Origin of the sequence: Acidithiobacillus ferrooxidans ATCC 23270, from assembly GCF_000021485.1 — a bacterium.
GTDB classification, from domain to species: domain Bacteria; phylum Pseudomonadota; class Gammaproteobacteria; order Acidithiobacillales; family Acidithiobacillaceae; genus Acidithiobacillus; species Acidithiobacillus ferrooxidans.
Genome location: NC_011761.1, coordinates 1,892,491 through 1,911,625, shown reverse-complemented (window position 1 = coordinate 1,911,625; position 19,135 = coordinate 1,892,491). Strand labels below are relative to the sequence as shown.

General features: G+C 62.6%; 18 protein-coding genes and 1 other RNA gene. 5 read left to right on the top strand and 14 right to left on the bottom strand.

All coding sequences use genetic code 11. The annotated features are described in order from the left end of the window. Window positions 1-5: 5 nt before the first annotated feature. The 14 genes from AFE_RS09950 to mrdA form a co-directional block, all read right to left on the bottom strand. Window positions 6-2,285, bottom strand: a complete 2,280-nt coding sequence (locus tag AFE_RS09950; RefSeq protein ID WP_012537014.1) for a nitric oxide reductase activation protein NorD — start codon at window positions 2,283-2,285, stop codon at window positions 6-8. Between the two features lie 18 nt (window positions 2,286-2,303). Continuing rightward, complete coding sequence (locus AFE_RS09945; RefSeq protein WP_012537013.1) at window positions 2,304-3,122, bottom strand: CbbQ/NirQ/NorQ/GpvN family protein; 819 nt, start codon at window positions 3,120-3,122, stop codon at window positions 2,304-2,306. Between the two features lie 149 nt (window positions 3,123-3,271). Beyond that, window positions 3,272-4,651, bottom strand: coding sequence for a ribulose-bisphosphate carboxylase (locus tag AFE_RS09940; protein ID WP_012537012.1), 1,380 nt, complete (start codon window positions 4,649-4,651; stop codon window positions 3,272-3,274). A 256-nt stretch (window positions 4,652-4,907) separates the two neighbouring features. Then, entirely contained in the window at window positions 4,908-5,405 is a 498-nt protein-coding gene (locus AFE_RS09935) for an NADH-quinone oxidoreductase subunit B family protein (RefSeq protein ID WP_012537011.1), read from the bottom strand. Between the two features lie 36 nt (window positions 5,406-5,441). Continuing rightward, the gene (locus tag AFE_RS09930) at window positions 5,442-6,989 is read right to left on the bottom strand and encodes a hydrogenase large subunit (protein WP_012537010.1); all 1,548 of its coding nucleotides are present in this window, start codon (window positions 6,987-6,989) and stop codon (window positions 5,442-5,444) included. A gap of 10 nt (window positions 6,990-6,999) precedes the next feature. Continuing rightward, entirely contained in the window at window positions 7,000-8,457 is a 1,458-nt protein-coding gene (locus AFE_RS09925) for a hydrogenase 4 subunit F (protein WP_041646305.1), read from the bottom strand. Further along, window positions 8,454-9,131, bottom strand: coding sequence for a formate hydrogenlyase (locus AFE_RS09920; protein ID WP_012537008.1), 678 nt, complete (start codon window positions 9,129-9,131; stop codon window positions 8,454-8,456). The genes AFE_RS09925 and AFE_RS09920 overlap by 4 nt, the downstream gene beginning before the upstream one ends. 1 nt (window position 9,132) lies before the next feature. Continuing rightward, complete coding sequence (locus AFE_RS09915) at window positions 9,133-10,074, bottom strand: respiratory chain complex I subunit 1 family protein (protein ID WP_012537007.1); 942 nt, start codon at window positions 10,072-10,074, stop codon at window positions 9,133-9,135. Beyond that, window positions 10,071-12,053: a hydrogenase 4 subunit B gene (gene hyfB, locus AFE_RS09910; RefSeq protein ID WP_012537006.1), complete on the bottom strand. Its 1,983-nt coding sequence runs from the start codon at window positions 12,051-12,053 to the stop codon at window positions 10,071-10,073. The genes AFE_RS09915 and hyfB overlap by 4 nt, the downstream gene beginning before the upstream one ends. Then, entirely contained in the window at window positions 12,050-12,595 is a 546-nt protein-coding gene (locus tag AFE_RS09905) for a helix-turn-helix domain-containing protein (RefSeq protein ID WP_009567060.1), read from the bottom strand. Before AFE_RS09905 ends, hyfB begins: the two co-directional genes overlap by 4 nt. A 57-nt stretch (window positions 12,596-12,652) precedes the next feature. Further along, a complete protein-coding gene (gene ychF, locus AFE_RS09900) occupies window positions 12,653-13,744 on the bottom strand; it encodes a redox-regulated ATPase YchF (protein WP_009567059.1) in 1,092 nt (363 codons plus the stop codon). 9 nt (window positions 13,745-13,753) lie between these two features. After that, on the bottom strand, window positions 13,754-14,323 hold the full coding sequence (gene pth / locus AFE_RS09895; RefSeq protein ID WP_012537005.1) for an aminoacyl-tRNA hydrolase: 570 nt from the start codon (window positions 14,321-14,323) through the stop codon (window positions 13,754-13,756). 6 nt (window positions 14,324-14,329) lie between these two features. Continuing rightward, complete coding sequence (locus AFE_RS09890) at window positions 14,330-14,938, bottom strand: 50S ribosomal protein L25/general stress protein Ctc (protein WP_009567014.1); 609 nt, start codon at window positions 14,936-14,938, stop codon at window positions 14,330-14,332. Window positions 14,939-14,950: 12 nt separating this feature from the next. Beyond that, window positions 14,951-16,861, bottom strand: coding sequence for a penicillin-binding protein 2 (mrdA, locus tag AFE_RS09885; RefSeq protein WP_012537004.1), 1,911 nt, complete (start codon window positions 16,859-16,861; stop codon window positions 14,951-14,953). 90 nt (window positions 16,862-16,951) lie between these two features. On the opposite strand from mrdA, the gene AFE_RS09880 reads away from it, so the two are divergent. From AFE_RS09880 to AFE_RS09865, 5 genes are all read left to right on the top strand, one after another. Next, window positions 16,952-17,185, top strand: a complete 234-nt coding sequence (locus tag AFE_RS09880; RefSeq protein ID WP_236608965.1) for a hypothetical protein — start codon at window positions 16,952-16,954, stop codon at window positions 17,183-17,185. 27 nt (window positions 17,186-17,212) lie between these two features. After that, entirely contained in the window at window positions 17,213-17,527 is a 315-nt protein-coding gene (locus AFE_RS09875) for a cell division protein ZapA (protein ID WP_012537003.1), read from the top strand. A 9-nt stretch (window positions 17,528-17,536) separates the two neighbouring features. Next, window positions 17,537-17,717: non-coding RNA, 6S RNA (gene ssrS / locus AFE_RS15720), on the top strand. A gap of 40 nt (window positions 17,718-17,757) precedes the next feature. Then, window positions 17,758-18,333, top strand: a complete 576-nt coding sequence (locus AFE_RS09870) for a 5-formyltetrahydrofolate cyclo-ligase (RefSeq protein WP_012607327.1) — start codon at window positions 17,758-17,760, stop codon at window positions 18,331-18,333. Beyond that, entirely contained in the window at window positions 18,330-19,133 is an 804-nt protein-coding gene (locus AFE_RS09865; RefSeq protein ID WP_009564309.1) for a TIGR00282 family metallophosphoesterase, read from the top strand. The genes AFE_RS09870 and AFE_RS09865 overlap by 4 nt, the downstream gene beginning before the upstream one ends. The last annotated feature ends 2 nt before the right edge of the window (window positions 19,134-19,135 follow it).

The following is a 19,135-nucleotide window of genomic DNA, read 5'->3' as shown; positions in this document are numbered from 1 at the left end:
GGGCCCTACCGGGTCAGGGCGATGAACAGTTCCGGCAGCTTTTCCGGCAGTCTGGCAATGTGGTCGATGACGGTGTACTGACGGCCGAAGATGTCGGCGACATAGGCGTCGGCATGGGGATCGAGGCTGATACAGTAGGTGAAGATGCCGTCGCGATCCAGTTCATTGACCGCCTGGCGGGCATCTTCGATCAGGAGACGATCATCCTGCACATCGACATCAGAGGGCCGGCCGTCGGTGAGTACCAGCATCAGTTTCTTGTCGGCCTTGCGTGTCGCCAGATAGTGTCCCGCGTGGCGCATGGCGGCGCCCATCCGGGTCGAGTAACCGGCCTGGAGTGCCGCCAGGCGGCCTTTGACGACGTCTCCCCAGGGTTCGGAGAAACCCTTGATGTGCTGGTAGCGCACTTCATGGCGGGTGTTGGAATTAAAACCGGCAATGGCCAGCGGATCGCCGAGTTGTTCGATGGACCAGGCGAGCAGCGATACCGCTTCCTGCGACAGTTGCAATACGGTTTGGCCGTCGCCGCCGCCGGTTTTGACAGATTCGTTCAGTGATTCGGACAAGTCCAGCAGCAGGGTCACGGCGATATCGCGGCCGGCCGTGCGATGGCTCATGTTGATGCGCGGGTCGGGGGTGCTGCCACTCTTGAAATCGATCCAGGAACGCAGGGCGACGTCCAGATCCAGCTCGCTGCCTTCTTCCTGATAGCGGATGCGCACCTTGTCCTGCGGTTTGAGCAGATCGAGCAGGCGTTTGAGATGTTTGGCCAGCGCCGCATGCTTGAGGAGCAGTTGATCGATGGTCGCTGCGGGCGCCGAAGCGTGCAGCCCTTCATAGAGGCTGACCCAGTCGGGCCGGTAACTCTGACTCTGATAATCCCATTCGGGATAGTGGCGCGGCGGCAGGCCTTGGGTTTCCAGATCGGGCGCCTTGCGCTGTTCTGCGTCAAAGGCCTCTTCCTCATCGCCGGATTCGATGAAGCGCCATAAACCGCGGTTGTCGTCGCGGTAGCTGATCTCGGTATCGGCGAAATGCACTTTGGCGAACTGGTCGCTCTGGCGGCGTGTGGTGGTGACATAATCCAGCGCCAGCCTGGCCATGGTCGCCGTATCGGCATTGCCACCCGCGAGTTCCCCGTGAAAACGGTCGACAAAGTCATGGAGCACGGGATTGCGGTAACCATGTTCCGGGTCGAGTAGCGCCCGCGACAGCATCGCCAGGCGATGGCGCAGGCAGGAGGTCGTCTCCGGATCGCAGGCATCTTCACCGGGCTTGGGGTGCAGCGCGAGGAATAGCGTGCGCAGGCCGGGATAGGTCCGGATGAGCAGGGTGTCGATGCGGGCGTCCTCGAAAAACTCCACCGCCAGGCGCTGGAACGGGCTCCAGTTATCGGCTATCTGCGGTGTTGACCAGCGCCGGTGGCCGACCATATGCGCCAGGATCGCGCGGTAGTGGTCCAGCGCGCCGATACCCGGCAGATCATCGAGCACATCCGGCAGCCGCATGCCAAGCGCGTCGTAGTAGGGCTGCGGCGTGCGCAGCGTGGCAAAGGCTGTGGAGTAGGGGACCAATACTTCGCTGTCTTGCCAGAGCCCGCGCAGGTACAGGTCGAGTTTGCGTTCGACGTCCGCCAGCAGGGTGCCGTGTCGTTCGCGCTGCAACACCGCCCGGCTGTCGGCCGACTGTAGCGAGAAGAAATCTTTCTGACGTTCGGGGTGGTGGAGATAATTGCGCACGCCATAGTCGACCCAATTGCGCAGGCCATCCACGGTCAGACTCTGCAACAGGGTGGGTGCTTGGCGCAGGAGCTCCGGCAGACCGGGGCTGGGGTGGGTCTGGTGATGGCCGTGGATGGAGCCGGTGGTACGCTCCATCATGTCGCGTAGCGTGTTCAGATAATGCCCCAACTGCTCGCGGCTCAGCAGGGCGCGGCTGACCGGCGCCAGGCTTTGCAGGAATCCGCCGATGGCGTTGCCGTTGGGGGTGCGCTGCATGAACTGTACCATCTGCATGACCATTTCCAGCGTGCCGTCGCCCAGTGCGGCGCCGACGTCCGGCCATTCTTCGAGGAAAATCAGGACCGGTTCTTCACCCCGCCCGAGTTTGCAGAGGGCCCGCGCCGCGTCAACATAGGCGCTCACGCCCGCCGGGCCGAGGCGGGCGCTGGCCTTGGCGATACAGTCGGAAAACACCTCGCCGACCCGGGGGAAGCGACAGTCGAGTTGCTTCCGGTAGGCCGCCAGGCGGGATGGCAGAGATGCGTCGCGCGGATGATCCGTCATGGAGCTCAGTGCCGCGCTTCAGGCGAAGGTCATGTCGATGGCGTGTTCCAGCGTCGCGCGGATGTCGGCATCATCGGTGATCGGCTGCACTAAAGCCATGCGGCAGGCCGCGCGCGGTGCCACCCCATCGTCCATCAGCATGGCGGCATAGACCAGTAGCCGGGTGGAGATGCCCTCATCCAGACCGTGACCCTTGAGACGCCGGGCGGTAGCGGCCACGGTGACCAACTGGGCGGCTATGGACGGCGCCACACCGGTTTCCTGCACCAGAATCCCGGCTTCCAGTTCGGCGTTGGGATAGTCGAACTCGAAGCCGGTAAAGCGCTGCTTGGTGGATTGCTTGAGATCCTTCATCAGCGACTGATAGCCGGGGTTATAGGAAATCACCAGTTGAAAGTCGGGATGCGCCCGGATCAGTTCGCCCTTCTTGTCCAGCGGCAGGGTGCGGCGATGGTCGGTGAGCGGGTGGATCACCACGGTGGTGTCCTGACGGGCCTCGACAATTTCGTCCAGATAGCAGATCGCGCCGTAGCGCGCCGCCACCGTGAGTGGGCCATCCTGCCAACGGGTACCGTCCTTGTCGAGCAGCCAGCGGCCGACCAGATCGGCGGCGGTCATGTCCTCGTTACAGGCTACGGTGACCAGCGGCTTGCCGAGGCGCCAGGCCATGAATTCGACAAAGCGGGACTTGCCGCAACCGGTCGGTCCCTTGACCATCACCGGCAGCCGCTTGCGGTAGGCGGCTTCAAACAGGGCCACTTCGTCGTGCTGAGGCTGGTAAAATGGCTCCTTGCCTACCAGATACTGGTTCAGGATGGAGGAATCTGTTGCAGTCATGCGGTGCTCCGTGTGCGGTTTGCCGCCAGAGGCGGCGAAACAGGGAATGAGTCGGTCCGAAACAGGCTGTTGGGGGCCGTTTTCAATAAAAGCGCCCCCGTTCGGGGGCGCTTTTACCCGGTTGACCGGAACCGGTTTGAGTCAGCGGCTTACCGGTGTACGCCCAGCTTTTCGCGCCAGCCCGGGTAAAGCTTGTCGGCATCGCCCGGGAAGGATTCGAAGGCCCGTGCGAATTCCTTGTGCTCTCTGGCGTACTCGATCGGATCAGCACCCGCCTTCCAGCACTCGTAAGCCTGACGCAGGGAGACCGCGCCGGCCGCCGGGCTGTCGATGTGGCCATAGGAGCCGCCGCCGGCGGTGTTGATCACGTTGCCGTGCCCCAGGTTCTCGAAGAAGCCGGGCAGACGCAGGGCATTCATGCCGCCGGAGATGATGGGCGTGGTGGGTTTCATGCCATACCATTCCTGATGATAGACGGGGCCGTCACAACTGTCGCGCTCGATCATGTAGGCGATGTTGCGGTCGTCAGCACCGCCTTCCATCTTGCCGTAGCCCATGGTACCCACATGAATACCGGACGCACCCTGCAGGCGGGACATCTTGGCCAGCACAAAGGCGGTGTAGCCGCGCTTGGCACTGGGCGAGGTGATCATGCCGTGGCCGGCGCGGTGATAGTGCAGGTACTGGCCGGCATACTGGCGGCGGGCGGTGGTGATCATACCCGGCCCACCGACGAAGCCATCTACCAGAAAGGCCAACTTATCGGCGTCGGGACCAAAGGTTTCCAGGGCGAAGTCGGCGCGGGCGCACATTTCGTAATGGTCGTCGGCGGTGATGTTCATGGAGAACAGTTTGGCCTCACCGGTTTCGTCCATGGCGCGTTTCATGGCGTCATACACCAGCGGGATGGTCTTTTTCACCGGGGCGAAGACCTGGTTGCCCTGGGGCTCGTCATTCTTGATGAAGTCGCCCCCGAGCCAGAACTGATAGGCCGCTGCCGCAAAAGGTTCGGGGCGCAGACCCAGCTTGGGTTTGATGATGGTACCGGCAATATAGCCGCCGTCCTTGATCGGACGACCGAGGATGCGCCACAGATCGGAGATATCCTTGGCCGGGCCGTCGAACAACTGAATGGCGCGCGGGGGCATGAAAAAGTCGATCATCTGGCCATGCTCGATGTCGCCCATGCCCTGGTTGTTGCCGATGACCAGCGTCAGGAAGGAGACGATCATCATGCGGCCATCGGTGACGTTGCGGTCGAACAGCTCCAGCGGAAAGGCGATGCGCATATCCTCGGTGGCTTCGTCGATATGATAGACCAGCGCGTCCACGCCCTTGGTGAAGTCGTCGGTAGTCGACACTTCGACGTTGGTGCCGGTGGACGATTCCGCGGCAAAGTGGGCGGCGGCCTCCAGATAACCGTGGCCAGCCTTGGGTTTCATTTTGTAGGCCACCAGAATGTGTTTGCCGCCAGAGATAAGGTCTTCCTCTTTTAGGGAAAGATCGGCATAGCGATTAGATTGATCCATGGGTATTCCTCTTGTGCATATTGCATATTGATAATGAAAAGTCCGATGTTGCGGTTGACATCCCGCCGGATCCGGCCGATGGACTGTGCGAGTAGCGCGTTTCCCGCGACAAAACAAAGAACCCCAGTTATTATAGCATCGTCAAACCGACCCATATACCAGAAGAATCTTATTGGATCGGTAAGCATCAGCTTATGGATCATTTCGCCTCGTTTTTGCGGGACTGCGTCAGACCTTCGGTGCCGGAGTCCGTCCGTCAACCGTTTATTCGTTCCCCGGACACCTGCAACAGTCCCCGCAGCAGCGCGTCTGGATCCGGCGGACAGCCCGGTATCTGCAGATCCACCGGCAAGACCTCCGCGGCGCTGCCCATGACCGCATAACTGCCGCGGAACGCACCGCCACCACAGGCGCAGTCGCCAACGGCGATGACCCGCCGCGGTTCGGGCGTGGCATTGTGGCAGTCCTGCAAAGCCGCGACCATGTGCCGGGTCACTGGTCCCGTCACGGTCAGCACATCCGCATGACGCGGCGAGGCGGTAAAGTGGAAGCCTGCCTGCTCCAGGCCATAATGGGGGCCGCCCAGGGCGTTCAGTTCCAGCTCGCAACCATTACAGGAGCCCGCATCCACATGGCGGATGCCGAGGCTATGGCGAAAAACGAGGGGGCTGGCGGAGGACGGGTCCCGCTCCGTCCGCGGTGGTGTCTCTCCCACCCTTCCCAGCCGCAGCAACTCACGCAACATCCGGTACATCACCACCTCCTTCCGGGAACCGTCCCGGCACCGTGCTCACAGATCATGACCGCTGTAACTCAGGTTGAAAGATTTGTTGATGAGCGGAAAATCCGCGACGATATCGCGCAGGACCGCCTCTTCCAGTGCCGGCCAGAGGGTCCACGACGGGTCCTGGGGATGACAGCGGCGAATATGTCCCTGCTCCAGGCGCAGCCAGAAAAATACCTCACCCCGCCAGCCCTCCACCCAACCAACACCCTCTCCCGTAGCATCCCGGAGATCCGGCGGTTGGCGCACGTTCCCGCCGGGCAGTTTGCGGAGGATTTCCTCCTGCAGGCGCAGCGACTCGAAAATCTCGAGAAAGCGCACCGCCATGCGCGCCGCGACGTCGCCCTCTGTGGCTGTGGTCATGCGTACCTGGATCTGATCGTAAGGAGGTTGGGGAAATTGTATGCGCTGGTCCCAGGGTTGACCGCTGGCGCGGCCGGCGACCCCCATGAGTCCCAGATGCGCTGCCCGTTCCGGGGAAATCACGCCCAGCCGCACCACACGGTCGCGCAGACCGCCATGTTCGGCAAGAATTTCCTGCAGGCGCGCGACGGCGGTTCCAAGCGCTTGCCCCGCACTGCGGAGGGCCGCGACGGCCACCGCCGTAAGGTCAAAGCCCACCCCACCGGGCAAGACCCGGTCCATAAGGTAGCGATGCCCGATATAGCACTGATTCTCCCGCAGCAGATCCTCCTTGAGCGCCTGAAACTGGGTCAGGGCGAAGGCCAGTCCGGCGTCATTGCCGAGGGCGCCGATGTCACCGAGGTGATTGGCGAGGCGCTCCCGTTCCAGGCAGAGGGCGCGCAGCCATTGGGCGCGTTCCGGGACCTGCATCGCGGCGATCTGCTCCACCGCCTGGGCATAACTCCACGCATACGCCACTGTGCTGTCGCCGCTGATCCGTCCGGCCAGACGTGCGCCTGCGTCCACATCCAGGCCCTGAAGCAGGCGTTCCACCCCTTTGTGTGTATAGCCGAAACGTTCCTCCAGGTGCAGAATCTCTTCGCCCAGGACCTGGAAGCGGAAGTGCCCCGGCTCGATGATGCCGGCATGTATGGGGCCCACCGGAATCTCATGGGCATCCGGGCTGGCTGCAGACACGAAGGCGTAGTCTCCGTCTCCGGCAGTAGCGAGGTTGTCAGCGCAAAAATCCGTGCGTAGGGGAAACTGATCCGCAGGCCATGCGGCATGCCGCAGCCAGGGACGGGTGTCGCCGTTCCCCGCGCGAATGCCCAGCAGGTCGTATAGGGCGCGTTCCATGCGCAGCGCGCCCGGAAAAATGGCGGCCAGACTCGGGCAGGACGCCGCAGCCGGGTCTACGATCATCTCCGTAAGCACGATGCCCGTCTCCGACAAAAAGGCCGCATGGACGAGATAACCGGGTTCTTCGGTGCGGCGGTCCTCGCCCCAGAGGGCCAGCAGACGACCCCCCTGCGCATGGATGTTTTCGGCGGCAAGGAGCCAATACTCCTTGCAGAGGCGACCGGACCACACCGGCAAGGTCGTGCCCCATTGCCGGAAATCGGCCAGTACGCGCAGTGCGGGGTTGGGCATGATGGCGTCCCTATCCGTGGAGAATCTGGGCGGCGTGCTGCATCCACTGGACCAGCGTCAAGGGGATGAACACCCCGAGCATGGCGACGAGGGTCAATTGGACGAAGACCGGAATGATGCCGACGACGGACTGGCGCGCAACGCCTTCCTGATGCGCCCCGAAGACCATGCCCTGCATGCGCGGGAAAATCCCGGCGAACGCCACACCCAACCCCAGCAGGAGCAGGGGCGTGAGCCAGGGTTGGGCCTGCAGGGTACTGGTGATGATCAGGAATTCGCTCAAGAAGAGCCCGCTGGGGGGCATTCCCAGGATGGACAGTACCGCCAGCATGAACGCCCAGCCCAGCAAGGGGCTGAATTCCAGCATACCGCGGATGCGCTGGATTTCGCGGCTGCCGATGTCCTGTACCGCTTGCCCGATCGAGAAAAACACCGAGGACTTGGTCAGGCTGTGGCTGACCATGTGCAGCAAGCCGGCAAAGCTCGCTAGTGGTCCGCCGATCCCGAAGGCGAAGGTGGCCAGCCCCATATGCTCGATGGAGGAATAGGCGAAAAGCCGCTTTACATCCCGTTGCCGTAGCATGGAAAAGCCTGCCACCAGCAGGGAGAGCAAACCGAAACCCATCAGCAGGTGGCTGGCGAAGTCCCGACCCAGAGCGCCATCCACCAGTACCTTGGCGCGCAGGATGGCGTAGAGGGCGACATTGAGCAACAGGCCGGAGAGCACCGCCGAAACCGAACTGGGGCCGCTGGCGTGAGCATCCGGCAGCCAGTTGTTGAGTGGGGTCAAGCCGATTTTGGTTCCGTAGCCCACCAGCATGAAGATGAAGGCGATGGCCATGACCTGCGGTTCCAACTCATGGCGCACGGCCGCCAGATGCGTCCACAACAATGCGTCCGCACCATGCCCCATGATTTTCTGGGCGGCGAAATACAGCAGGATGGTACCGAATAGCGCCATCGCCAGTCCGACACCGCAGAGAATGAAATACTTCCAGGCCGCCTCCAGGCCCTCAGCGGTGCGGAAGAGGCTCACCAGCAGTACCGTGGACAGGGTGGCGCCTTCCATGGCCACCCAGAGGATGCCCATATTGTTGGTCAGCAGGGCCAGCAACATGGTGGCGAGAAAGGTCTGGAACATGGCGTGATACAGGCGGACACGCTGGCGGGAGAGCGACCAGTGCACCGTTTCGTGCAGCATATAGTTGCGGGAGAACCACGCCGTACTGAGCCCCACCACGCCATCCACCAGTACCAGCACGATACTGAGATCATCCACCATGAATTGTCCGCCGCCCGCGGTAAATGCGCCGTCTTTCACCACCTGTATGGCCAGGGCCAGGATGGCCAGCAGCGTCAGCGTATTGAAGCCGATGAACAGCGCTGCCCCCCGGCGTCCGTCGCCCCAGAGGGCAAGCAGGGGGATGCCCATCGCCGCACAAGCCAGAACCAGCAGAATCAGCATCATTCCTCCCGGATATGTTCCAGATTCTGGAGATCCATGCTGTCGAAGGTCTCCCGTATCTGAAAAAAGAACACGCCGAGAATGACGAAGCCGATCAGGGCATCCAGGGCTACGCCCAGTTCCACGATCATCGGCATGCCCAGGGTGGCGCTGGTCGCGGCGAAGAAGAGACCGTTATCGACGGCCAGAAAACCCACCACCTGAGAAATGGCCTTGCGCCGCGTGATCATCATCAGGAAAGCGAGCAGCACGGCGGCGAGGGCAATGCCGACCATGCCGCGGGTCACGGGGCCGGTCAGGGCGGTGATGGGGGCGGCAAGGGAGAAAGCAAAGATGACCAGCGCGATGCCGGCGAGCAGTGTCAGGGGGATGTTGAGCACGGCCTCCACGTCGCCACGCACCTGCAGGCGTCGTAACAGACGGTGCAGCACCGTTGGGATCAGAATGGCCTTCAGCCCCAGGGTCAGAGCTGCGGAAAACCACAACTCCGTCTGCCCGGTCAGCAGCGCCACCAGCGCCGTGCCGGTCGCGAGGACTACTCCCTGCCAAGCCAGGAGATGGATCAGGGTGAGGAGACGCCGTTGCGCCAGCATGGCGAAAGCGAGCAGCAGGAGGAGGGCGGCGAGGAGCCTCAGCAGGGGGATGCCCCAGGCGAGTCCCTGTGCGGTGATGGTCATGTCATGCCCCCAGCATGAAAAAGGTCAGAAGCCCGATGACCCCGAGCAGAAAGGCGGTGGCCATGAACTCCGGGGCGCGGAAAAGTCGGAGCTTGGCGAGCAGGGTTTCGATCAGTGCCAGGATCACGGCGGCGCTCGCGAATTTCAGCAGCAGGACTGGCAGGGTCATGGGCAGCATCGCGACTTCTGCGGTGGGCACGATACCCCAGGGCAGGAACAGCGCAATACCGATGGCCACATAGAGCGTCAGCTTGATCTGCGCCCCCCACTCCATGAGTGCGAGATGCCGTCCCGAGTATTCCAGGAGCATGGCTTCGTGAATCATGGTCAGTTCCAGGTGGGTGGCGGGATTGTCCACGGGAATCCGCGCGTTTTCCGCCAGCAGCACGATGAAAAAGGCGGTGGCCGCGAAAGCCATGCTGGGGTGCAGGGCGAAGCGCAGTTGCTCCAGGTGGGCCACGATCACGCTCAGCGAAGTGGACCGGGAGAGCAGGGACGCCGTAAAGAGTGTGGCCAGCAGGGCGGGCTCCGCGAGCCCGGCGATCAGCATTTCCCGATGGGCGCCCAGGGTGGCGAAGGGTGTCCCCGTGTCCATGGCCGCCAGCACCTGAAAAACCCGGGCCAGGGCGAACAAACCCACCAGGGCGATGACGTCGGCGGCCGGCGCCAGAGGCAGGCCGGTGGCAAGGATGGGGATGATCGCCGCCGCCAGACAGAACGCCCCGAAAATCCCGTAAGGGGCAAAGCGGAAGAGCCAGGATGTGCCCTCCGCCTGCAGAGATTCTTTATGGAACAGGCGATACAGATCACGGTAGTTCTGCCAGCAGCCTGCCGGTCGCCGGTTTTGCAGGATTGCCCGCAGGGCCCGCAGCATCCCCGCAAAGAGCGGCGCCAGAAATGCCACCAGCAGTACCTGTGCCAGTTCCAGCAGTATGCCGGTCATCGCCAGACCGCCAGCAGGATCAGCAGGGTCAGGAAGCTGTAGAGCAGATACAGGGTGATGCGGCCCTGCTGCAGGCGCAGCACCTGTGCCGAGAGCCAGAAGGCCAGAAGGCTCAGGGGTTGATAGAAGCCACGGTATAAAGGTTCTCCGATCCGCATTCGCCAGCGGCCGGCGCCGTCTACCTCCCGTTCCGCCTGATACAGCGGCGCGAAGATGCGCAGCAGGGGTTGCGCAAACCCCAGTGAACTATCCTGCATGGCCGGCGTCCGGACGGGAAAACCGCAGGCCCAGGCCGGCACACGCCGCAGGGGCCGGCCAAAGAAGCTCCAGATCAAGAGAAAACCCAGCCCCAGGGCGGTGGCCATGCCGAGGAAGAAAATGATCGGACTGTAACTGGCGCGTTGCGCGGAGACCGGCGTCAGCCACAGCCCCCGCTGGACGGTGAAGCTTTGGCCGAGCATCTCCTGCAGCACGGGGTGCAGCAGATTCAACAGGACACCAGGAAAGAGCCCGAGGAAAATACAGGCGACACTCAGCAGGGCCATGGCGGAGCGTTCCCAGCGTCCGCCCTCATGGGCATGCCCTGCGCCGCGCGCCTGACCGAGAAAGGCGATGCCGTAAAACTTGACCATGGCGTAGGCCGCCAGCGCTACCGCCAGCACGACGCCGGAGGCCGCCAGGGGCAATACCGCGCTGAGGGTGCTTTGGGGCAGGGCGGGCGACAGCAGGAACGCCTGCAGGAGCAACCATTCAGAGACGAAGCCGTTGAGGGGGGGGAGCCCGGCGATGGCGAGGGTGCCGAGGAGCATGAAAAATGCGGTTTGAGGCATCTGCCGGATCAGGCCGCCCAGTCGATCCATGGCCACGCTGCCCGCTCCATGCAGTACGCTGCCGCTGCCGAGAAAAAGCAGGCCCTTGAAGAAGGCGTGGTTCAGCGCATGATACAGGGCGGCGGCCAGAGCCAGGGCCGCCAGGGCACCGAGTCCATGGGTGCGAAAGATCAGGGCGAGGCCGAAGGCCACCATGATCAGCCCCATGTTTTCTATGGAGGAATAGGCCAGCAGACGTTTCATGTCCGTCTGGGCGGCGGCGAAAAGCACACCGAAGAGGGCCGTCGCCAGACCCACCCCTAGTACAAAGGGACCCCACCACGAGGCCAGATTGCCGAGAAAGAGAAAGTCCACCCGCAACATGCCATAGAAGGCCATCTGCAGCATTGCCCCGCTCATCAGCGCGGAGACCGGGGCGGGAGCGGCAGGATGGGCATCCGGCAGCCAGATGTGGAGGGGAAGCAAGCCCGCCTTGGCACTGAATCCGAAAAAGGTCAGGAGAAAGGCGGCCGATGCCCAGAACGGATCGAGGGGGGCATGCAGCATGGCGCTGAACGGCCCGCCCTGGGCTATGGCCGCTCCGGCGAGGAGGACGAAGCCCAGCAAAATGGCCAGCGCCCCAAGATGGGCGATGAGCAGATAGAGGAAGCCGGCATGACGGCTGCCCGGCTCTTCATGCTCCGTCACCACCAGGAAATACGAGGCTAGCGCCATGATTTCCCAGGCGACCAGGAAAGTGAAGGCATTGGCCGCCAGCAGAACCAGTCCCATCCCCAGCAGAAAGGTGTGGTATTGAAGCATGAGCCGACGCAGTGCCGGTCCCGAGAGGGCGCGGAAATAGCCGGTGGCAAACAGGGTTACCGCGAAGGCCAGCAACCCCAGCAGAATCAGGAAAAATCCCGAGAGGGGATCGATCTGGAAAGACCAGGGCAAGGCGGGCAGGGGTCCGCGCAACTGCAGTTGATCTGGAGGGGCCGTCAGCGCGCTGAACCCGGTAACAGCCAGCAGCAGGGCAACCGCGCTGCTGAGGGGGAAGATCAACCGGCAGGCGGTGGTTGGCCAGCCGCCCAGCAGAAAGCCCAGTAGCCCCAGACCCAGCCAGAGCAGCAATGCCCCCGTGGCGAGATCCAGAGGCAGGCAGGAGATCACTGGGCTACCACCACCAACAGGGTCGTTGCGGAGTGGCCGCGGTTGTGCCAGTTGTGGGGCAGACGCGGATCATAGTAAATGGCGTCGCCCTCCCCCAGTTCCGTGGTCACCCCGGATTGCTCAAAAGCGGCCGTCCCGCGGATGACGATGGTGAATTCTTCTCCTTCGGCACTGGTATAGGGGTGTTCACCACACTCTCCGCCCGGTTCAAGTACCATCAGCAGCGGTTGCATTTTCTTTTGCGGCAGGCCGCGAGCCAGCGGTTCCAGTGAAGCGTGGGAACCGGCACTGTAAAACTTGCGTCGGTCACCGCTGCGCATGATCCATGGCAAACCCGCCGTTTCACCGTCATCGAAAATCGCGGCGATGGGAATCTGCAGCGCCGCGCAGATTTTTTCCAGAGTGGCGATGGAGGGGGAGTTCTGCCCCGCCTCGATCTGCGAGAGGGCACTGGGTGAAATTTCGGCACGCGCCGCCAGTCCGCGCACGGACCATCCCCTATCCTCGCGAAGTTGCCGAATTTTTTTGCAGACCTGTTCCATGGACGGGGAGTGTACGTTAAAACACGCGGCATGTAATCTATTTTGGACGGTATTCCCCTACACGTTGAACAAAAAGTTCAGCACATCTCCGTCCTGCACCACATATTCCTTTCCTTCCGCGCGCATCTTGCCCGCCTCCTTCGCCCCCTGTTCGCCTTTGTACCGGATAAAATCGTCATAGGCGATGGTCTGGGCGCGGATGAAACCGCGTTCGAAATCGCTGTGGATCACGCCCGCCGCCTGTGGCGCTGTGGCGCCCACCGGGATGGTCCAGGCGCGGACCTCCTTGACGCCGGCAGTGAAGTAGGTCTGCAGACCCAGTAAACGGTAAGCCGCACGGATGATGCGGTTGAGGCCGGGCTCCTCCAGCCCCAAGTCCTGCAAGAAAGCGTTTTGCTCCTCCGGTTCCAGTTCTGCCAGCTCTGATTCTATGGCGGCGCAGACAGGCACCACACTCGCATGCCGTTCGGTCGCCCAGGCTTCCAGTGGTGCACGCCAGGGGCCCCCCTGCAGCTCGTCCTCAGCGACATTGGCAATAACCATGAGGGGTTTCATGGTCAGCAGACAGAGGCTGCGCAGATGCTCTTGCTCCTCACTGTTCAGGTTCAGACTGGCGGCTGGCTTTCCTTCATTCAGATGGGGCAGGAGGCGGGCCATGGCGGCGGCTTCGGCCACCGCATCCTTGTTGCCGCCCTTGGCCTGTCGCGCCACCCGTGCCTGGGCTTTCTCCACGGTGCCGAGATCGGCCAGAATCAGTTCCGTCAGCACCACCTCGAGATCTGCCACGGGATCCACGTGACCGCTCACATGAACCACGTTGGGGTCCTCAAAGCAGCGGGTGACCAAGGCAATGGCGTCTGTCTCGCGGATATGGGCGAGAAACTGGTTGCCCAGACCCTCGCCCTGCGCTGCGCCGGCCACCAGCCCGGCGATGTCCACGAACTCCATGGTGGCGTGCTGTACCTTCTGTGGCTTGACGATCTCTGACAGGGCCTCAAGACGGGGATCCGGCACGGCAACCAGCCCGACATTGGGCTCGATCGTACAGAAGGGATAGTTCTCCGCCGCGATGCCCGCCTTGGTGATGGCGTTGAAAAGGGTGGATTTGCCGACGTTGGGTAAGCCGACGATGCCGCAGGCCAAAGCCATAAGAAACTCCTAATCGCTGTGCAGGGATTTTTGCGCCGCATCCGTGCGGCCGCAGAGAAAGTCGGGAAGTACGCCGAGGCTGCGTTCAATCGCCTCGTCAATCAGGGTCTTATCCGCTGGCGGTGGGGCGCTCAGCACATAAGGGATGACCGCGTCCTTGTGCCCCGGATGGCCGATGCCGATACGCAGTCGCCAGTAATCCCGTGTGCCCAGGGCACGGTCGAGATCGCGGAGGCCGTTGTGGCCGCCATGACCTCCACCGCGTTTCAGCCGCGCTGCGCCCGGCGGAAGGTCCAGTTCGTCATGCATCACCAGAATCCGTTCCGCGGCTACTTTATAAAAGGCCGCCATGGCCTGCACCGGGCCGCCACTGCGGTTCATGAAATCCTGGGGCATACACAGCCCCAGTTCCAGTCCGGAAGCTCGCGCCGTAGCAGCCAGACAATGCCAGCGCTTCTCCATACGCAAAGACGCCCCGACCCGATCCGCAAGGGTCTGGAGCGTCCAGAAGCCGGCATTGTGGCGGGTACGGGCGTATTCCGCGCCGGGGTTACCCAGGCCCGCCAACAACCAGTCCATAAGGCCTCAGGCGGCGGTCTCCGGGGCCTCTTCCGCCTCGGCACCGGTACGCGGATTGTGGATGGAGACGACTTCCTTGTCGTCCTCATGCAGCAAAGGTACCAGTGTCACGCCGGCGGGCACACTGATCTGGGACAGATGCAGGCTATCACCAATGTGCAGCCCGGCGATATCCACCTGGAGGGCTTCCGGCAGGCGATCCACCGGCGCTTCCACTTCTACTTCCACCAGGGCGCGATGCAATACCCCGCCTGCCTTGATGCCGGCGCAGGTGCTTTCGTTCAGGAAGTGGACGGGCACATGCAAGCGTACCTGTTCGCCAGCGTGAACGCGCAGGAAATCCATGTGCAGGACCTCCTCCTTATAAGGGTGCATCTGAATATCGCGGATCAGGGCCGTTTCTTTGCTGCCGGGGAGCTGCAGCGTGATGACGTGGGTATAGGCGCGCTCGTCGGGCAACAGCTTGCGCAGCAGGCGGGCTTCGATGCAGATGCCCATTGCGGCCTTGCCGTCCCCGTAGAGCACGGCGGGCACCATGCCGGTGCGGCGCAGGCGGCGGCTGGCACGACGGCCGATATCTTCGCGCGGCTGGGCCGCAATCGCAAAATCTGTCATTTTCTGGACTCCTTATGGTATCGCGGGTTGAGCGGGGCGAGGGTTGACAGAACCTTTCTCCCCAATGGCAAGGGGCGCATCATAATGCGCCGCGGTTTTTTCGGCAACCGTTTCCGGCATTTTTCCATCGGGCCGTAAATAGGCATTGATCACTGCGCGGGCTACCGGCAGGGCTTGCCAGGCATTATGCCCACCATATTCCACCACGACGGCGACGGCGATTTTGGGGTGATGTACCGGTGCCCAGCCGATAAAAAGAGAGTCATTGTTATAGACGGTGCGGCCATTTTTGTACCCCACCGGGACTTGCGCGGTGCCTGTCTTTCCGGCAATGGTGATGCCGGGGATGCTGACCGTATGGCAGGTTCCGCTGGTGACACAGGCTTCCATGCCTTTACGCACCGCCTGCATGGCCTCCGCCGAAATGTGGAGATCGATGGGCGGCGCATCGGGGATGGGCTCCACCCTGCCATTGTCCGGATCGATGAAGGCTTTGGCCACCTGAGGCTGGACCAGATGGCCGCCGTTGGCGAGCGCGGAGACCGCCCGCGCCAATTGCAGGGGGGTCTCCAGAAGATACCCCTGGCCGATTCCGAGAATGACGGAGTCCCCGGTATACCACGGGGCATGCAGATGCGCCAGCTTCCAGGCGGGGGTGGGCACCAGGCCGCTGGCGCCCCCTGGCAGATCGATGGGTGGTTTGCTGCCGAAGCCAAATCGCCACAGGGTCTTGTCCTGCAGGGCGATGCCCATCTTCACCGCAAGTTTGTAGTAGAAAACATCCACCGACCAGGTCAGCGCCTTGGTCAGGCCGGTGTTGCCGAATCCTCCCCGGTTCCAGTCCCAGTAGGTATGGCCGCCAAGCTGATAATTACCCGCGCAGAAAGTATGGTAATCGGGCGCAATGACGCCTTCCTGTATCGCCTCTACAGAATAAAAGGGCTTGGCGCAGGAGCCTGGCGGATAGAGGCCATTGTCGGCGCGATTCATCAATGGGCGGCCCGGATTGTTCAGGAGGCTCTGCCAGTGGGCCGTGCTGATACCATCCACGAACCAGTTGGCATTGAAGCTGGGGCTGGTCACCATGGCCAGTACGGCGCCATCGTTCGGGTTCATGGCGACGACTGCGCCGCGATACCCCTTACCCTGCAGGGCCAGTGCCCCCGCCTCCTGAACCCGCACCCGCAGGTGGGTGAGCAAATTTTCACCAGGGCGCGCCGGGATCTCGCGCAGGGTGCCCACCTGCAGGCCGCGCGCATTGATATCCTTGATCTGATAGCCCATGGTGCCGCGGAGCTGGCGTTCGTAATAGCGTTCCAGGCCATTCTTGCCGATGTAGTTGCGTCCGACATAGTTGCTGGCGCGAAAATCCTTGAGGTCGGTGGCGGTAATCGGGCCGACATAGCCGACGACGTGGGAGAAGAGCGCGTCGTAGGGATAATGGCGATGAAGCATGGCGACCACCTGCACCCCGGGCAGATTCAATGCGCGTACGGCTACCGCGGCGATCTGTGCCGGTGTCAGACCGGCCTTGAGCACCACCGGATCGAAATCCGGCTTGCCCATGCGCCGTTCCTGAAAGCGGCGCATATCGTTCGCGTCCAGCCCGAGCAATTGCTGCAGTCGCTGCAATGTGTCCTGCAGTTTGGGCACCTGGTCGGGGGTGATTTCCAGGGCATAGGTGGGCTCATTTTCGGCCAGCACCGCGCCGTGATCGGCCAGCACCAGGCCGCGGGGCGGGGCGACGGGCACGAGAGCCACATGATTATCGTAGGCCAGGGTGCGAAATTTGGAATAATGCAGCACCTGCAGGTCCACGACGCGCAGCACGACGACCAGTATCGCCAGGCACATCAGACCGGCTGCCACCCCTAGCCGGAAGCGGAAGCTGCGAATACGTTTTTCGTGATCAGAAGGGGACATAACCGGGAATGACCTGATTCAGTTTGCAAATGGCTGGGACGCTTCGTACACTCGAAAGCAAAATCCTTGGAGAGATGGGGTGGCGCAGTGGTGGAGTCCCGTTTTGAATCCCTGTTCACAGAGCTGGAGAGCATTATAACGGATTATCGTGGCCTGCGTCGTCATCTCGAGGGCGACGGCCGCGACAGGCGTTCCCTGCAGGCGCTGCAGAAGCAGATCCAGATGCTGGATGCAGAAAATACCCTGCTGCGGGAGCGTCAGGAGGCAATATGTCTGCGGCTCAGCGAACTGCTCACGCAGGTCAGCCGTTGGGAAAACGAATAAAGAACACCCAGACAGATGGAGAAGACCGTGCCTGAAGCAACCCGCAATTCCGCCACCAACCGCGTCAACATCAACCTGATGGGACAAAGTTATCAGGTACCCTGTCTGCCCGAAGAGCAGGCGCTACTCCTGGAGGCGGTGGCTCTGCTCAATCAACAGCTCGATGCCGCCCGCGCGCAGGGGCGGACGATCAGCAAGGAGCGCACTGCCCTGATGGTGGCGGTCAATCTGGCCGCAGACCTGCAGCGCGCCCGCCAGGAAATGCAGGCGCGTGATGAACAGCTCGATCGGCTGGAGAATCGCCTGCGCCGGCTGGTTGACATGGGTAGGGGGGCAGAGTAGCTTGGTTATTGCCTCCTGCGGGGCTCGAGTGGCCGAGATGATTCCTGAACCAACATTGTCTATCCAGGGTGTCCCCAGTCATCGCCGTGGTGTGCCGCTCCCTTGCGGAGTAGCCTGAAGCGGTGTGTGGATGCCCACCTGTACATCAGGTTCATGGGGTAGCGGGCTGCACGACCCAGGCGGGAGGTTCCTTATTTCCAGGGCAGGATGATCTGCCGACCAAAAGTCAGTTGCGCCGACGGATACGTCAGCAGCGACGTGCACTATCGTCAGAGGCGATGGACTATGCCGCCACGGCTCTCGCCAGTCATCTCGTGCGCCTCAACCACTTTCGGCGGGCCCGGCATATCGGACTCTACTGGCCCATGCAGGGCGAAATCAGCCCCTTGCCGGTCATGCAGCATCCCATCGCCGTCAACAAGCATTTTTATCTGCCGGTGCTGGCCGGGCACTTTGCGCGCAGCCTCCGCTTTGCGCCTTTTCATCCGCATACGGAGCTGCGCAGTAATCGCTTTCACATCCCCGAACCGCAGGTGCCCCCCGGCTGTCAGCGGTCGGTACGCGAGTTGGATCTGCTGATCCTGCCGCTGGTTGCCTTTGACGCGGAGGGGTACCGTCTGGGGATGGGCGGCGGTTTCTATGATCGCAGCCTGGCGCATTTGCCCCATCGCCGCAGTTGGCGGCGCCCGCGTTTGATTGGTGTCGGGCATGCCTTTCAGGAGGTGCCCCGGCTGCCCAGAGAGCCCTGGGATATCCCACTGGGCATCGTCTGTACAGAAAAAGGCTGTTACCGGATCGGATCATGATGGCACAAATATTGTTTGCCGGTGATGTAATGGGGTCTGCAGGGCGGCGTGCCTTGCGGCTGGCGCTGGCGCGGCTGCGGCAGGAGGGGCCGCTGGACGCGGTGGTGGTGAATGGGGAGAACGCCGCCGGCGGTATGGGGATCACGGCGGCCATCGTCCGGGAATTCCGCAGTTGGGGTGTGGATGTGATTACCGCTGGGAACCATGTCTGGGATCAGCGGGAGGCGCTGACCTTCATCCGGGAGGAGCCGCGCCTGCTGCGGCCCTGCAATGCGCCGCCGGGCACACCGGGAGCGGGCTGGGTGGTGGTGGAGGCGCAGGGCGGCTGGCGTCTGGGGGTGCTCAATCTCATGGGACGGCTGTTCATGCATCCGGTGTATGACTGCCCGTTCCGCACTGCGGACGCCGTGCTGGCGCAAGAGGCGATGGATTGCGATGTCATCCTCGTCGATATGCATGCCGAAGCCACCAGTGAGAAGACGGCTATGGGCTGGCACCTGGCGGGCCGTGTGGCCGGCGTCATGGGCAGCCACACTCATGTGCCCACGGCGGATGAGCGTGTGCTCCCCGGCGGCACCGCCTACCAGAGCGATGCGGGCATGTGCGGTTGCTACGACTCGGTGATCGGCGTGGACAAGGACGCCGCCATTCGCCGCTTCATTACCGCCCTGCCCGGACACGGAGAAGCGGTGGACGGCGTGGCCACCTTTTGTGGCCTGCTGATGACGGTGGATACGGGCACCGGCCGATGCAGCGCCGTGCGTCGTGTACGTTACGACTTTCCGCAGGAAATATCCTGAGC

Excerpts from the sequence above, each read along its gene's own strand:
- AFE_RS09950 (WP_012537014.1), bottom strand. The coding sequence starts at position 2,285 with ATGACGGATCATCCGCGCGACGCATCTCTGCCATCCCGCCTGGCGGCC.
- AFE_RS09945 (WP_012537013.1), bottom strand. The coding sequence starts at position 3,122 with ATGACTGCAACAGATTCCTCCATCCTGAACCAGTATCTGGTAGGCAAG.
- AFE_RS09940 (WP_012537012.1), bottom strand. The coding sequence starts at position 4,651 with ATGGATCAATCTAATCGCTATGCCGATCTTTCCCTAAAAGAGGAAGAC.
- AFE_RS09935 (WP_012537011.1), bottom strand. The coding sequence starts at position 5,405 with ATGTACCGGATGTTGCGTGAGTTGCTGCGGCTGGGAAGGGTGGGAGAG.
- AFE_RS09930 (WP_012537010.1), bottom strand. The coding sequence starts at position 6,989 with ATGCCCAACCCCGCACTGCGCGTACTGGCCGATTTCCGGCAATGGGGC.
- AFE_RS09925 (WP_041646305.1), bottom strand. The coding sequence starts at position 8,457 with ATGATGCTGATTCTGCTGGTTCTGGCTTGTGCGGCGATGGGCATCCCC.
- AFE_RS09920 (WP_012537008.1), bottom strand. The coding sequence starts at position 9,131 with ATGACCATCACCGCACAGGGACTCGCCTGGGGCATCCCCCTGCTGAGG.
- AFE_RS09915 (WP_012537007.1), bottom strand. The coding sequence starts at position 10,074 with ATGACCGGCATACTGCTGGAACTGGCACAGGTACTGCTGGTGGCATTT.
- AFE_RS09905 (WP_009567060.1), bottom strand. The coding sequence starts at position 12,595 with ATGGAACAGGTCTGCAAAAAAATTCGGCAACTTCGCGAGGATAGGGGA.
- ychF (WP_009567059.1), bottom strand. The coding sequence starts at position 13,744 with ATGGCTTTGGCCTGCGGCATCGTCGGCTTACCCAACGTCGGCAAATCC.
- pth (WP_012537005.1), bottom strand. The coding sequence starts at position 14,323 with ATGGACTGGTTGTTGGCGGGCCTGGGTAACCCCGGCGCGGAATACGCC.
- AFE_RS09890 (WP_009567014.1), bottom strand. The coding sequence starts at position 14,938 with ATGACAGATTTTGCGATTGCGGCCCAGCCGCGCGAAGATATCGGCCGT.
- mrdA (WP_012537004.1), bottom strand. The coding sequence starts at position 16,861 with ATGTCCCCTTCTGATCACGAAAAACGTATTCGCAGCTTCCGCTTCCGG.
- AFE_RS09865 (WP_009564309.1), top strand. The coding sequence starts at position 18,330 with ATGATGGCACAAATATTGTTTGCCGGTGATGTAATGGGGTCTGCAGGG.